This is a genomic window from Luteimonas sp. Soil_C_5, from assembly GCF_057656615.1.
In genome coordinates this window covers 130,189-143,571 of sequence record NZ_JBDGKA010000004.1, presented here as the reverse complement: position 1 = coordinate 143,571, position 13,383 = coordinate 130,189, and the positions used below count along the sequence as shown (strand labels likewise).

The following is a 13,383-nucleotide window of genomic DNA, read 5'->3' as shown; positions in this document are numbered from 1 at the left end:
CCGTCGGCGCACTGTACGCGATCCGTGACGCAGGTCTCCATCGTGCCGCGACCGTGGCCGCTGGCGATCAAGACGTCGCGGCCGGGCGGCGCTTGCCGCCTGCGCGCTGCGCGCCGAGGAAGGCGCGCATCGACGCCGGCTTGACCGGCTTGGTCAGCACCCGGTAGCCACGGATGCGGGCGGCCTGTTTCAGGGTGTCGCTGCCGTCGGCGGTGAGCAGCGCGCCGGGCACGTCGGGCGCCATGCCGCGCAGCATGTCGAGCGTGTCCAGGCCGTCGTGGCGGTCGTGCAGGTGGTAGTCGACCAGCAGCACGTCGGGCGCCTCGTCCATGCGTTCGATCGCCTCGTCGATGGTCTTGGCGCACAGCGGCTCCACGCCCCAGCGGCGCAGCAGGGCGCGCATGCCGGCGAGGATGTCGTCGTCGTTGTCGACGCACAGTACGCGCAGGCCGCGCAGCGATTCGTCCTGCAGCGGCGCGGGTGGCGCGATCGTCGGCAGGATCGCCTGCGTGCTGCGCGGCACGGTGATCGAGAACATGCTGCCCTGGCCCACGTGCGAGCGCGCATCCAGCGTGTGGCCGAGCAGGCGCGAGATGCGCTGGCAGATCGACAGGCCCAGACCCAGGCCGCGGCCGTCCCAGTCGAAGGTCTGTTCGTAGCGGTGGAACTCGTCGTAGATCTGGCTCATGTGGTGCTCGGGAATGCCCGGGCCCGTGTCCCACACCTGCACCGCGATCGCGTCTCCGCGTCGCCGCGCGGCCAGCACGATGCGCCCGCTGCGGGTGTAGCGCAGCGCATTGGCGAGGAAGTTCTGCAGCACCCGGCGCAGCAGGCGGCGGTCGCTGCGCACCGGCATGGGCGGTGCGTGCAGGCGGATGTCGAGCTTGCGCGCCGCGGCCATCGGCGCGTACTGGCCGGCGAGCTGGCGCAGCAGTTCCGACACGTCGAAATCGGTGATCTGCGGTTTCAGCGCGCCGGCATCGAGGCGCGAGACGTCGAGCAGGCCGTCGAGCAGTTCCTCGGCGGCGCGCAGCGAGGTGTCGATGCGTTCGGCCAGATGCTTCTGGTCGGACGCGTCGTGGCTTTCGCGCAGCGCCGAGGTGAACAGCCGCGCGGCGTTGAGCGGCTGCAGCACGTCATGGCTGACCGCGGTGAGGAAGCGCGAGCGCGATTCCTGCGCGACTTCCGCCTCGCGCGTGCGGTCGGCGACGCGCTGCTCCAGCGTCTCGTTGATCTCGCGCAGCTGCTGCTCGACGCGCTTGTAGTCGGTGACGTCGCTGTAGCTGGTGGCATAGCCGCCGCCGGGCAGCGGCTGTCCGCGCAGCTCGATGACCTGGCCGTTGCCGAGCACGCGCTCGGAGACGTGCGGCGAGCCGGCACGCATGTAGGCGATGCGCTTGTCGATCTCGATCTCGATGTCGATCGAACCGCGCGGGCCGAGTTCGCCGCGTTCGGCGTTGTAGCGGATCAGGTCGGCGACCGGGCGGCCGACGTAGAGCATGTTGTCGGGATAGCCGAACAGCCGCTGGTAGCTGCGATTCCACGCCACCAGCCGCATCGTGCGGTCGACCACGCTGACGCCGTGGTCGATGTTCTCCAGCGTCGACGACAGCACCTCGCGGTTGAAGCGCAGCTCCTGGCCGGCCTCGTCGAGCATCGCGACGACTTCGTCGACCTCCATGCCCGAGCCCTTGAGCGCGCTGGTCATCAGCAGGCGCGCCGACGAGGCGCCGACGGCCGCCGCCAGCTGGCGCTCGGTGTACTGCAGCCAGGTCCGGTCGGCGGCGGCGTTGAGCACCAGCGGGCGCTCGAGCGACAGCGCGTAGTCGTCGAACACGCGGCGCGCGGTGCGGTCGCCGACGATGCGCCCGGTCAGGGTCAGCAGGTCGCCCACGCTGACGCTGCCGCTCCAGTCGTCGGAGGTGTAGGTGCGGCGCTCGGCATACGGATCCAGGAACGGCGCCGCGCGCAGGCGTTCGTCCAGCGACGGCCGCCAGCGCGCCGACACCAGCAGCAGCGCGCCGACATTGAGCAGCAGCGACCAGAACGTGCCGTGGGTCAGCGGATCCCAGCCGGCGAGGCCGAACAGTTCGCGCGGGCGCAGCCAGGCGATGCCCAGCGGTCCGGTTTCCAGCCACCGGGGATCGAGCCAGCCGGCGTCGGTCAGCGTCGGCAGCAGCAGGGTGTAGATCCACACGCCGAAGCCGATCAGCAGGCCGACCTCGACGCCGCGGCGGCTCGCGCCGCGCCAGTACAGGCCACCGATCAGCGCCGGCGCGAACTGCGCCACCGCAGCGAAGGCCAGCAGGCCGAACGCGGCCAGCGTGGTTTCGGTGCCATTAGCGCGGTAGTAGCCGTAGGCCAGCCCGGCCAGGCCGACGATCGCCGCGCGGCGGATCCACAGCACGGTCGAACCGACGTTGCCGCCATGGCGCTCGGCATAGCCCCGGCGCAGCAGCACCGGCATCACCAGATCGTTGCTGACCATCGTCGCCAGCGCGACCGACGACACGATGACCATGCCGGTCGCCGCCGAGAAGCCGCCGATATAGGCAAACAGCGCCAGCAGGTCGGCGCTCTCGGCCATCGGCAGCGCCAGCACGAAGCTGTCCGGCGCGACCGGTCCGCTGCGCCCGAACAGAGCCACGCCGGCGCTCGCGATGGGCAGCACCATCAGACAGATCACCACGAGATAACCGCCGAACATCCAGCGCGCACGGCGGATGTCGCGCACGTCGCCGCATTCGACGATCGCCACATGGAACTGCCGCGGCAGGCAGATCAGCGCCGCGAATGCCAGCAGGCACTGGGCGACGAAGCTCGACGGCGGCGCGTGGGTGACGAGTTCGCGCGTGCTTTCGGCAAGCCCGAGATCGCGCCCGCCCAGCCACACCACCGCGAACACGCCGACCGCGACCAGGGCCACCAGCTTGACCAGCGATTCCAGTGCGACCGCCAGCATCATGCCCGGGCGATGCTCGGTGGCATCGACCTTGCGCGTGCCGAAGAGGATCGCGAACAGCGCCATCAGCGCGGCGACATAGAACGCCGGATCGCCGAATGGCGTGACCGGATCGTCCGGCCCGCCGAGCACGCTCAGGCTGATCGCCACCGCCTTGTACTGCAGCGCGAGGTAGGGCACTGCGGCGACCAGCGCGATCAGCGCGACCATCGCCGCCAGACGCTGCGAGCGGCCGTAGCGCGAGGCGATGAAATCGGCGATCGAGACCGTGTTCTGCGACTGCGCGATCAGCGCCAGGCGTTCGAGGATGCGCCAGCCGAACAGCAGCAACAGCAGCGGACCGAGATAGATCGGCAGGTAGCCGATGCCCTGGCGGGCGGCGGTGCCCACCGCGCCGTAGAACGTCCACGACGAGCAGTACACCGCCAGCGCCAGGCTGTAGACCGCCGAGCGCAGCCACGGGCGGTCGATGTGCAGCATCCGGCGGTCGCCGAACCAGGCCACGCCGAACAGCAGCGCGGCATAGCCCAGCGACACCAGAAGCAGAACCCAGCCCGGCAGCATGTCGTTTCCCGCGATGCGATCCGCGCAGTGTACGTGGCGCTCCGGGTGCGTCGTCCGATCGACGCGGCAGGCGCAGGCGTGCCGGCGGCGCAGGCCGCGTGCGGCGGCGGGATCAGCCCGGCGCGGCCATGCTCCGGTCCTTGCCCTCGCGCTTGGCGCCGTACATCGCCAGGTCCGCGCGCTTGAGCAGGGATTCGAAGGTCTCGCGCGGCCGCTGCATCGCAATGCCGGCGCTGAAGGTCATCGAGATGCGCGCATCCTCGTGCAGCACCGGGCGGTGGGTCAGCACCGTGCGCAGGCGGGCAAATGCGGCCAGCGCATGCGGCAGCGTCGTCGCCGGCATCAGGATCACGAACTCCTCGCCGCCGAAACGGCCGACGACGTCGCTGTCGCGCAGGGTCAGGCGGGCCACGTCGGCGAAATGGCGCAGCGCCGCGTCGCCGCCCAGATGGCCGTGCACCGCATTGAGGCGGCGGAAATCGTCGAGGTCAGCCAGCGCCATGCACAGCGGCCGGTCTTCGCGCGCGCGTGCCGCCTCGCGCTCGAAGGCCTCGTCGAAACCGCGGCGGTTGAGGCAGCCGGTCAGCTCGTCCTCGCGCGCCAGGCCCGAGGCATCGCTGAGTTTCTGTTCCAGCTGGTGGATGCGCCGCTCGCTTTCCTCCAGCTCGCGGCGCGCGGCCACCAGATCGTCGCGGGCGCGGATCGCGCGCGCCTGGATGCGGCCGGTGTCGTCCAGCACCGCATCCAGCACGCCGTTGAACTCGGCGATGCTGCGCGACTCGCGGATCCGGCTCGCGTGGCCGGCCAGACGGTCCTGGAATTCGCCGGTGTGCGCGGCCATGCCGTCGAGGCGTTCGACGAAGGTGCCCATCATCGAGCGCATCGCGGTGCGCGATTCGTCGATGCCCTGCTTGAGCAGGGTCTGCCGGTACAGCACCTGGCGCAGGCTGGCGCGCGCCTCCTCGACCGTCGTCTTGTCCATCGGACCGGCCAGCAGGGCGCGGATCTGGGTGACCTGGCCGTGCAGCCAGCTCTTGTCTTCCAGCAGCTCGCCCACGTTCTCCAGCAGCAGGTCGAACAGGCCGATCAGCAGCGAGATCTGTTCTTCGGTGTCCTGGGTGTGCACGCCGACCCGATGGCACAGGTCGGTCAGCCGCCGCCCCAGCCCCGACAGGTCCTGGCCCGGCGTCCAGTTGCGGAAACCGGTCGCGAGCGCGAAGGCCTCGTCCGACAAGGCCGGCTCGTTGCGCAGCAGCGCCGCCAGCGCCGCGCCCAGGGTGTGGCGCAACAGATCGCGCAGGCGCTCGGTGTCCGCGCCGGCCGGGGACGGAGTGTCCAGCTCGACGTGGCGCACGTACTTGTCGATCAGCTGGCGCATCGCGCGGCCATAGGCCAGCCAGTCGCCGGAGGTGGCGGCCGCCTGCAGATACCGGCCCAGATCGCCCAGTTCGTCGTGCAGGCCGGCCATGCCGTCGGCGAACGCGACCAGCAGGCGCTGCGGCTCGTCGACACCCGCGAACAGCGTCAGCAGCGCCTCGGCGCCGATCGCACTGCCGGCACCACGCGCACGGCCACGCGGGGCGTGGTCGGCGGTGACGTCGGCGTCGGTCGGCTTGGGCATGGCGCTCACGGCGTGAAGGCGATGGCGCGCAGGGATGCGCGTATCTCCCGGATTCGGTCACCGGCTATCGGCCGATCCGCGCGCCACTTGAGTGCGCTGGCGTATGGCGGCCGACACGGAACGGGCAATCCGACGCCTCATCCGGGACAGGTGACCGCATTGTGGCGCCGCACTCGGCACTTCGACACCCTGTGGTTCCTGCCATCGAAGCCGTTGGCGATGCTGTGGGCGTGCGTGGACCCTGGCTGCGGCAATGCCCGGTCGACAGCTGGAGCGACACAGAGCCGCCGGTCCGGCCCCTGCGGCACCGCTGCAGACGGGTGAGCGCGTCCCTGTCGGCGCACTTGAAGGTCGTGCTCGCGATGGCGAGCGGACGTCGGCGGAACGCGCAGGTGCGTCCAGGGTCGCTGGCCGCGCCTGCTCGTCGTTGGATCAGGGTTCGGATGGTGACTGCAGATCCGCGTAATGCCGCGCGGCCACGTCGGGATGCGAGCGCAGGCGCCCTTTCAGCGTGTTCTGGCCGACCTGGTGGAACAGCGGATTGTGCGGGTCGCGGGTGTAGCCGCTGGCTTCGCGGGCGAGCTCGGGCGGCAGCGTCAGCGCGGGCACCGTCGCATCGAGGCGCGCGCCGAGGAAGAACGCAGCGGAGAGACGCTCGATACCCGGGGGCGGACTGCTGACGCGATGCACGGCCGCCTTGAGGTAGCCGTCCGATGCCAGTTCCAGCAGCTCGCCGATGTTGACGATGTAGGTGCCGGGTCGCGGGGTGGCGTCGATGACCTGGCCATCGTCGAGTTCGATCTGCAGGCCGCCGACGCCGTCCTGCAGGATCAGCGTCAGCAGCTCGCTGTCCTTGTGCGCGCCCACGCCCTGGTCGTTCTCCACCCGCTCGCGGCCGGGGTAGCGGATCAGTTTCATCAGCTGGTACGGGTGGTCGCGATAGAGCGGAGCGAACACGTCGCGCGGCTGGCCGAGGGCTTCGGCACAGGCCTGCAGCAGGCGGAGCAGCACACCGGTGACCGCGTCCTGCCAGGCCAGCACGACCGTGCGGAATTCCGGCAATGCCGCGGGCCACTGGTTGGGGCCCTGCAGGCGGGTCCACGCCGGCACGCCGGGCGCCTGCAACACCGCCTCGCGTTCGGCGCCGATGTCGATCTGTTCGCGCCAGTCGGCCTTGCCGCGGGTCAGTTCGGCGCCGACCTGGTTGTAGCCGCGGAAATGTGGGGAATGGACCATCGCGATGGCCTGCTTGTCCGCGTCGGGCAGCGCGAACAGCGCCCGCGCCTGCTGCAGCAGTGCGGCGTCGAGCTCGGGCGGCACGCCGTGGTGACCGACGTAGAAGAAGCCGACCTCGCGTGCGCCCTGGCGCAGCGTCTGCAGCGCGGCGGCGCGATCGCCAGGGCTGCCGGCTTCGAGTTGCGACAGGTCGATCAGCGGCAGGTGCCGTTGGGTGGTGGACATGGTCCGATCCTCGGGGACAGACACATTGAAAATCAGGGTGGCGCGGACACCGCAGGATGGCGCTGGCGCGCGTGGCGACGATGAAAAAAGGAGACCCGGTGGTCTCCTTTCTTCGTCCGTCCGGCGCGCGCCGTCAGTACTTCGGGACGCCGCCATCCACGCTGTCGCTCCAGGCGTCGATGCCGCCAGCGACGTTGTAGACGTGGGTGAAGCCCTGGTTGCGGAAATGCTCGGCCGCCTGCTGGCTGCGGCCGCCGTGGTGGCACAGGAACGCCAGCGGCGTGTCCTTGGGCAGCTGCTGCAGGCGGGTGATGGCATCGCCGTCGAGCACCTCGAACGGCCGCGCGACGCTGGCGGTGGCGCGTTCGTCCGGCGGGCGTACATCGACGAGGGTCAGCGTGCCGGCGGCGAGTCGATCGTTGGCGTCGGCCGGGCTGATGTCCTGCACGGGCTTCGGCGCGTTCGGATTGTCGATAACCAGACCACGGCCGCGGATGTCGTCGGCGAAATCGATCGTCATGCCCTCGGCGCGGCGCGCGGCGCCCAGATCGAACTGCACGTCGATGCCGTCGGCCTGGGCGACGATCGCGCCCGGATTGCGCGGCGCCAACTGCAGGCGGGTGCGGAAACTCTTGTCGATGTCGACCTGCAGCACGTAGTCGCCGCCGGCGTCGGCGACGGCCTTGGCGATCGTCTCGCGTGCGACGGGCGTGATCGTGATCGACGGCGGGGTGCGGTCGGGCGGGGCGACGCCGAACACGCCGTGCAGCTCGCCGCTGCCGACCATCTGCTCGATGATGTCGCTGCCGCCGACGAGTTCACCGTCGACGTAGAGCTGCGGGATCGTCGGCCAGTCGCCGTAGGCCTTGATGCCTTCACGGATCTCGCCGTCTTCGAGCACGTTGACGTGCAGGTAATCGACGCCGACGGCTTCCATGGCCGCGACGGCCTTGGCCGAGAAGCCGCACTGCGGGGCCAGCGGCGAGCCCTTCATGAACAGCACGGCGCGGTTGCCCTGGAGCAGGGTGTCGATGCGGGTGCGCAGGGCGGGATCGAGGGACATGGCAGGGTTCCGGTGGGCGGGAAGACGGACATGGTAACGCGGGGGGTCTGTTGCAAGGTTCGGGGGTTGGCGGAGGTTCGGGAGGGATTGGGCCTAGAGCAGTGCGCGATTTCTCGTTTGCTGGCGGAATCGCTTCATTGACCGTGTTTTTGGCTGGTGGATGGGGTCTGTGCGTCGAGGGCGAACGCTGTGTTGCACGGCCGCGCGGGGCCGTCGCCCTTGAAGGACGGCGATGGCCTTGGAGTTTTTTCTTCAGGGGCAGGGCTTTCGCCCGCTGCGCGTGCGAGTTCCTTTTTGATGGACCAAAAAGGAACCCAAAAGTCCCCTCGCCGGGCGCGAGCCGGCGCGATACAGCCGCGCCGGTTCCCTGCGCGCCTCGCCTGACGCGGCACGGCGCCCAAACTCGCTGCGCTCAGACATGGGCGCCTCTTCGGCCGCGCCAGACTGCGGTGCTCGGCTCGCTGAACGGCTCGCAAGATCAAAGGCGAAACGCCAAAGCAAAGGCAGTGCCGAAGCCGAAGCCGGAGCCGGAGCCGGCACAAGAGCCGGAGCCGGTGCCAAAAGCCAGGGCCTAGGCCGGAGCAATGGCGAGTGCAGTGGAAAGAGCAAGCGTGGTTGCAGCAGCCGAAGCAAAGCCGAACCTGAGCATGTCGGCGTTCGGGTCGTCGTGGACGCGTGTCCGATCCAGGGCGGCCACATCGCGCTGTCGCGCACGCTCGCGGCTGCCGCCATCCCATGATCGAGGTGATCAACAGCTTCGGGCTGGCGATGCTGCAGCTCTGACTAGCGCGACATCAACGACGGCGATGGCATGCCAGTGCGAAATCAAGCGGCCCTTAATTTCGTCTTAAAGCCTGTAAAAAATTATGGCGCTGCGGAGACTGCATGGCGTTGCCGCGTTGCCGCGTTGCCGCCAACGGGTTCGCAAAAAATCGCGAAAGCGCGGTCCTGGATTCTTCACTGTTTCTCTTCGTCACTTCTTTTCGTAGCTGTCATCGATGCAGCGATCACCGCTGTGCATTCGCCGACTTTGCAGTTGCTGTCGCTGTCGCTGTCGCTGTCGCTTTTGTTCCGAGCTCCAGCTCTGCCTTTGCCTCTGCTTCAGCCTTCCGCTTCTGCCTTTGGCTTGAAGCTCGCTGTGTCTGCGGTTTTCCGTCCCTTTGCTTTTGCCTTTGCCTTGCCCTTGCGTCCGCTTTCGGCTTGGCTTCCAGCCTTTGACGTGTCGAGCCGTAAAGCGAGCCGAGCATCGCAGGGCGGCGGGGTCGAAGAGCAGCCCATGTCTGAGCGCAGCGAGTTTGGGCTGCGTGCCCCGGTGCCCGAGAAGCGCAGGGGCCCGATGCGGCTCCATCGCATCGGATCGCGTCCGGCGACGGCGTTTTTGCTTACTTTTGGCAAGACAAAAGTAAGCCGCGCGACAGCGCGGAAGCCCTGTTTTAGATTTGCCTCCGGCAGTCGCCTAAAAAAAGCACCCCCGCAGCCAACACAAAACCGGACCCGGCCCCAGACGCCGCAAGCAACATCCAAGCGAGTGGCATCATTGCCCCATGCCATCGCATCGCCCCCCCCGCCACCCCCACCTGTGGCTTCCTCTGCTGCTGCTCTCGCAAGCCCTGATCGCACTCGCGTGGTGGCGCCTGGGCTGGCCCATCGGCCTGCCACTGCTGCTCGCCAGCCATGCGCTGTGCCTGTGGGGCGTACTCGCACCCGCCTCGCGACTCTATGGGCCGGTGCTGACCATGCTGCCGGGTGACGACGTCTGGCTGACGATCGACGACGGTCCTTCCGATGACACCCGCCCGTTGCTCGATCTGCTCGACGCCCACGACGCGCAGGCGACCTTCTTCCTCGTCGGCGAACGCGCCGCCGCGCGGCCTGAGCTGGTGCGCGAGATCGTGGCGCGCGGGCATGGCATCGGCAACCACAGCCAGACCCATCCGCAGGCGATGTTCTGGGCGCTGGGGCCGGCGCGGATGCGCCGCGAGATCGCCGCGTGCCAGGCCACGTTGACCGGGATCGCCGGGCAGGCGCCGGTCTGGTTCCGGTCGGTTGTCGGCCACACCAATCCTTTCGTGCACGCGCCGCTGCGCGATGCGCGGCTTGCGCGAGTGGGCTGGAGCGCGCGCGGCTTCGATGCGGTGAAGACCGACGTGGCCGAAGTCGTCGCGCGCATCGATACCGATCTCGCGCCCGGCGCCATCGTGCTGCTGCACGAGGGCGCAGCGCATGGGTGCAATGTCGCGATGCTCGGCTGCGTGCTCGCCAAGATGCGCGACAAGGGTTTGCGCGCGCGCGTGCCTGTCGTCGAGCACCGCAGCGCGTCCTGAGCGCCGCGGTCCGCATCATCCGCCTGTGGGAGCGCGCTTTCGCGCGATGCGCGACGTGCTGAAGACGTTGGCCTCGCTCTGCAGCGACATGCAACCGCTGCCTGCAAAACTGTGTGCACGTCTGCTCGATCGCAGATCCGCGATCCCGCGTTCAATCGGACCGCAGATGCTCCAGCAGCGCCTGCACGTCGTCGGCCTCGAGCAGCAGTTCGGCCAGCGCGTGCTGTCCCGTCGCCGCCGCGGTCGCGGCCAGGGCGGCGGCGCACAGGGTCTCGCTCCAGTCGGGCGCGGCGACCAGGCCGGTCAGCAGCGGCAGACGCGACAGCGCGGCGACGTAACCGTCGATCAGATGCTCTGGGATTTCCGCGTCATGCAGTGCGCGGCCCAGTTCGATGCTGGCCGGCAGCACGAAGTGGCTGGGCGTCGCGCGCTCCGGCGCTTCCGCCAGCGCGGCGACGATGTGCGGCACGGCCGCGAACGAGGCGCTGTAGACCGCGCCCTGATGACACAACGCCGACCACAGCGAGGCCCAGGGTTCGCTCTGCCAGGTCACTTCGGTGGCGCCGTCGAGCTGGGCGAGCAGGGCGGGGATGCCGCGCGCATCGCCCGAGGCGCAGGTCAGGCGGGTCCACGACGGATCGTCCAGCGCCAGCATCGGCGCATCGCACAAGCCGTCGCGTGCGGTCACGTGCGCTCGCCCACGATCAGCCAGTTGTTGAACGGCGTGTCGCCGTACAGCGGGCGGATCGAGGTGCGCAGGCCGGCGCCTTCGAGCTGCGTGCGCAGGCCTTCGGCGGTCGGGTAGCACTTCGCGCGTTCCTGCATCCAGCCGGCGAGGTTGGCGATGCGGTCGGTGATGCGCGTCGTGCGGCTGCGCGTCGATTCATCGGCCAGGCCGCTGCGGATCACCAGTCGCGCGCCGGGCGTCAGCATGCGCAGCACGCCGGCCAGCAGGGCGTGCTGGCGGTCGTGCGACAGGTACTGCAGCACGTCGAGGATCGCCACGCTGCCGTGGTGGTCGGGCATGCCGGCGCCGAGGTCGAGCACGTCGAAGCGCACATCGGCCAAGCCCGTGCGCGCGGCGACCTCGCGGCCGCGGCGGATCTTCGCCGCGTCGATGTCGACGCCGTAGAACGGCAGCGCCTGGCCATCGGCGCGCAGCGCATGCGCCAGCAGGCCCAGGCCGCAGCCCAGATCCAGTACCGGCGCGGTGGTCGGACGCAGCGCCTGCAGCACGCCCGGATACAGCGGATCGGTGCGCAGCTTGGTCAGCGTGTAGTAGTAGTCGTAGCGGTTGCCGAGCATGTGCTTCGGCAGGAACGCGCGCGCGATGCTGCGGGCGTCCTCACGCGGAAACGGGGCGGTCGAGAGCGGGGCGGCGTCGTGGGCGGTCGTATTCATGCCCGAGACAATACGGCGCGGGCGACCGGCAACGCCAGCCGCGTCCACTCGGCATGCAGCGCTGCCGAAGGATGCAGGCCGTCGTCGGCGAGCATCTCCGCCTCGCCGCCATGCGTGCGGCTGACCGGCGCGATGTCGACGAAGGCAGCGCCGTGCGCGGCGCAGCTTGCGGCGGCTGCGGCGTTGTAGGCGTCGAGTTCGCGCGCGATCGCGGCGGTGTCGCGGCCGGAGTGCGCGCCGAACGGGGTCACGCCCCAGTCGGGAATCGCCAGCACGACGACGCGCGCGGCATCGCCGCCGGCGAAGCCGATCGCGCGCTGCAGCAGGGCCTCGAACGCGGGCGCGTAATCCGCCACGTCGCGGCCGCGGTACTGGTCGTTGACGCCGATCAGCAGGCTCACCAGATCGAACGGCGCGCGCGGCGCGGCGGCATCGATCGCCGCGTCGAGTTCGTCGGTGGTCCAGCCAGTGGTCGCGATGATCTCGGGCGCATCCACCGCGATGCCGTCGGCGCGCAAGGCATCCGCCAGCTGCACCGGCCAGCGGTCTTCGGCAGCGATGCCTTCGCCGATGGTGTAGCTGTCGCCGAGCGCGAGGTACCGCGCCGTCATCGTCCGGAACGCGCCTGGCGCGGGGCCAGCGGCACGACCTTGCGGGCATCCCCGATGTGCCGGTCGAGCACGCGCTCGATGCGCGCGAACACCTCGCGCAGCTGCGCGGGTTCGGGCAGCAGCGTGACGCGGAAATGGTTGCGGTAGGGCACGTTGAAGCTGTTGCCCGGCACCACCAGCACGCCTTCGCTTTCCATCAGGTCCAGCGCGAACGCATGGTCGTCGAAGCCCTGGGACAGCGCCGGGTCGATGCCGGGGAACGCATACAGCGCACCCGCCGGTTCCACCAGTTGCAGGTAGCGGCTGGCGGCGCAGGCCTCGACCACCGCACGCCTGGCCTCGTACAGACGCCCGCCGGGCGCGCACAGGGCGCCGATGGTGTCGATGCCGGTCAGGGCGGCCTCGATCGCGAACTGGCCGGGCACGTTCGCACACAGGCGCAACGCGCCCAGCAGGTCCATCGCGTTGCGGAAGTCGCGGCTGCGCGACTCGTCGCCCGACAGCACCGCCCAGCCCACGCGCCAGCCGCAGGCACGGTGCACCTTCGACAGGCCGCCGAACGATACGCAGGGCACATCGCCCGCGATCGGTGCGATCGGTTCGAACGCCGCGCCGTCGTAGGTGATGCCGTCGTAGATCTCGTCGCACAGCAGCAGCAGATCGTGCCTGGCGGCGATCGCGACGAGGCGCTCGAGCAGCGCGCGCGGATACACCGCGCCGGTCGGGTTGTTCGGATTGATCAGCACGATCGCACGCGTGCGCGATGACACCAGCGCTTCGAGTTCGTCGGGGTCGGGCAGGAAGCCGTTGGCCGCCTTGCACTGGTAGAACACCGGACGCCCGTCGTTGAGGATCGTCGCCGCCGACCACAGCGGGTAGTCGGGCGAGGGCACCAGCACTTCGTCGCCGGGATTGAGCAGCGCCCGCAGCGCGATGTCGATCAGTTCGCTGACGCCGTTGCCGATGAACACGCGTTCGGGCGACACCGCGGCAGCGCCGCGCGCGGTCTGGTGCGCGGCGATGACCTCGCGCGCGACCGGCAGGCCCTGCTGGTGGGTGTAGGGATCGGTGTCGTGGATGCGCTCGGCGATCGCGCGCTGCAGATGTTCCGGCGCGCGGAATCCGAACGCGCCGGGATTGCCGATGTTGAGCTTGATCAGCGTGCGGCCCTGCGACTCCAGCTCCCGCGCTCGCCGCGCCAGTTCGCCGCGGATCTCGTAGCGGACTTCGGACAGGCGTTCGCGCGTCTTCAAGGGGGCATGCTGGGGGGCGGACATCGGACATCGCTCGGGGCGGAATGTCGCCGGATGCTAGCGGAAATGCCGTCCGGATGCGGCCCCTGCCGACGAGCGGCCGCCGGTGTCGGCACGTCTGCG

9 protein-coding genes are annotated in these 13,383 nt (G+C 69.8%); 1 reads left to right on the top strand and 8 read right to left on the bottom strand.

The features are described from left to right. Window positions 1-67: 67 nt before the first annotated feature. The 4 genes from AC3A5K_RS12465 to grxD all read right to left on the bottom strand — a co-directional run bounded on the left by AC3A5K_RS12465 (window position 68) and on the right by grxD (window position 7,671). Window positions 68-3,526 carry a hybrid sensor histidine kinase/response regulator gene (locus AC3A5K_RS12465; protein WP_487617865.1) on the bottom strand — a complete coding sequence of 1,153 codons (3,459 nt, stop codon included), beginning with the start codon at window positions 3,524-3,526 and terminating at the stop codon, window positions 68-70. Window positions 3,527-3,638: 112 nt separating this feature from the next. Next, complete coding sequence (locus AC3A5K_RS12460; protein WP_487617864.1) at window positions 3,639-5,147, bottom strand: GGDEF domain-containing protein; 1,509 nt, start codon at window positions 5,145-5,147, stop codon at window positions 3,639-3,641. A 432-nt stretch (window positions 5,148-5,579) separates the two neighbouring features. Next, window positions 5,580-6,608 carry an isopenicillin N synthase family dioxygenase gene (locus AC3A5K_RS12455; protein WP_487617863.1) on the bottom strand — a complete coding sequence of 343 codons (1,029 nt, stop codon included), beginning with the start codon at window positions 6,606-6,608 and terminating at the stop codon, window positions 5,580-5,582. 133 nt (window positions 6,609-6,741) lie between these two features. Next, window positions 6,742-7,671 (bottom strand): Grx4 family monothiol glutaredoxin, encoded by a 930-nt coding sequence (grxD, locus tag AC3A5K_RS12450; protein ID WP_487617862.1) that lies wholly within the window; start codon window positions 7,669-7,671, stop codon window positions 6,742-6,744. Window positions 7,672-9,215: 1,544 nt separating this feature from the next. Between grxD and AC3A5K_RS12445 the strand changes: the two genes are divergently transcribed. Next, window positions 9,216-9,995, top strand: coding sequence for a polysaccharide deacetylase family protein (locus AC3A5K_RS12445; protein WP_487617861.1), 780 nt, complete (start codon window positions 9,216-9,218; stop codon window positions 9,993-9,995). Between the two features lie 151 nt (window positions 9,996-10,146). Here the strand turns inward: AC3A5K_RS12445 and AC3A5K_RS12440 are convergent, their stop codons facing one another. Genes AC3A5K_RS12440 through AC3A5K_RS12425 form a run of 4 tightly spaced genes read right to left on the bottom strand, consistent with a single transcriptional unit; the run spans window position 10,147 to window position 13,284 of the window. Beyond that, window positions 10,147-10,683, bottom strand: coding sequence for a hypothetical protein (locus AC3A5K_RS12440; RefSeq protein WP_487617860.1), 537 nt, complete (start codon window positions 10,681-10,683; stop codon window positions 10,147-10,149). Then, a complete protein-coding gene (locus tag AC3A5K_RS12435) occupies window positions 10,680-11,396 on the bottom strand; it encodes a methyltransferase domain-containing protein (protein WP_487617859.1) in 717 nt (238 codons plus the stop codon). Before AC3A5K_RS12435 ends, AC3A5K_RS12440 begins: the two co-directional genes overlap by 4 nt. Beyond that, a complete protein-coding gene (locus AC3A5K_RS12430; protein ID WP_487617858.1) occupies window positions 11,393-12,007 on the bottom strand; it encodes an SGNH/GDSL hydrolase family protein in 615 nt (204 codons plus the stop codon). Before AC3A5K_RS12430 ends, AC3A5K_RS12435 begins: the two co-directional genes overlap by 4 nt. After that, window positions 12,004-13,284 (bottom strand): aminotransferase class I/II-fold pyridoxal phosphate-dependent enzyme, encoded by a 1,281-nt coding sequence (locus tag AC3A5K_RS12425; RefSeq protein WP_487617857.1) that lies wholly within the window; start codon window positions 13,282-13,284, stop codon window positions 12,004-12,006. Before AC3A5K_RS12425 ends, AC3A5K_RS12430 begins: the two co-directional genes overlap by 4 nt. Between the last annotated feature and the right edge of the window lie 99 nt (window positions 13,285-13,383).

What these genes read in the sequence shown, in the direction of transcription:
- AC3A5K_RS12455 (WP_487617863.1), bottom strand. Translation starts at nt 6,608, where the DNA reads ATGTCCACCACCCAACGGCACCTGCCGCTGATCGACCTGTCGCAACTC.
- grxD (WP_487617862.1), bottom strand. Translation starts at nt 7,671, where the DNA reads ATGTCCCTCGATCCCGCCCTGCGCACCCGCATCGACACCCTGCTCCAG.
- AC3A5K_RS12445 (WP_487617861.1), top strand. Translation starts at nt 9,216, where the DNA reads ATGCCATCGCATCGCCCCCCCCGCCACCCCCACCTGTGGCTTCCTCTG.
- AC3A5K_RS12425 (WP_487617857.1), bottom strand. Translation starts at nt 13,284, where the DNA reads ATGTCCGCCCCCCAGCATGCCCCCTTGAAGACGCGCGAACGCCTGTCC.
- AC3A5K_RS12465 (WP_487617865.1), bottom strand. Translation starts at nt 3,526, where the DNA reads ATGCTGCCGGGCTGGGTTCTGCTTCTGGTGTCGCTGGGCTATGCCGCG.
- AC3A5K_RS12435 (WP_487617859.1), bottom strand. Translation starts at nt 11,396, where the DNA reads ATGAATACGACCGCCCACGACGCCGCCCCGCTCTCGACCGCCCCGTTT.
- AC3A5K_RS12430 (WP_487617858.1), bottom strand. Translation starts at nt 12,007, where the DNA reads ATGACGGCGCGGTACCTCGCGCTCGGCGACAGCTACACCATCGGCGAA.
- AC3A5K_RS12460 (WP_487617864.1), bottom strand. Translation starts at nt 5,147, where the DNA reads ATGCCCAAGCCGACCGACGCCGACGTCACCGCCGACCACGCCCCGCGT.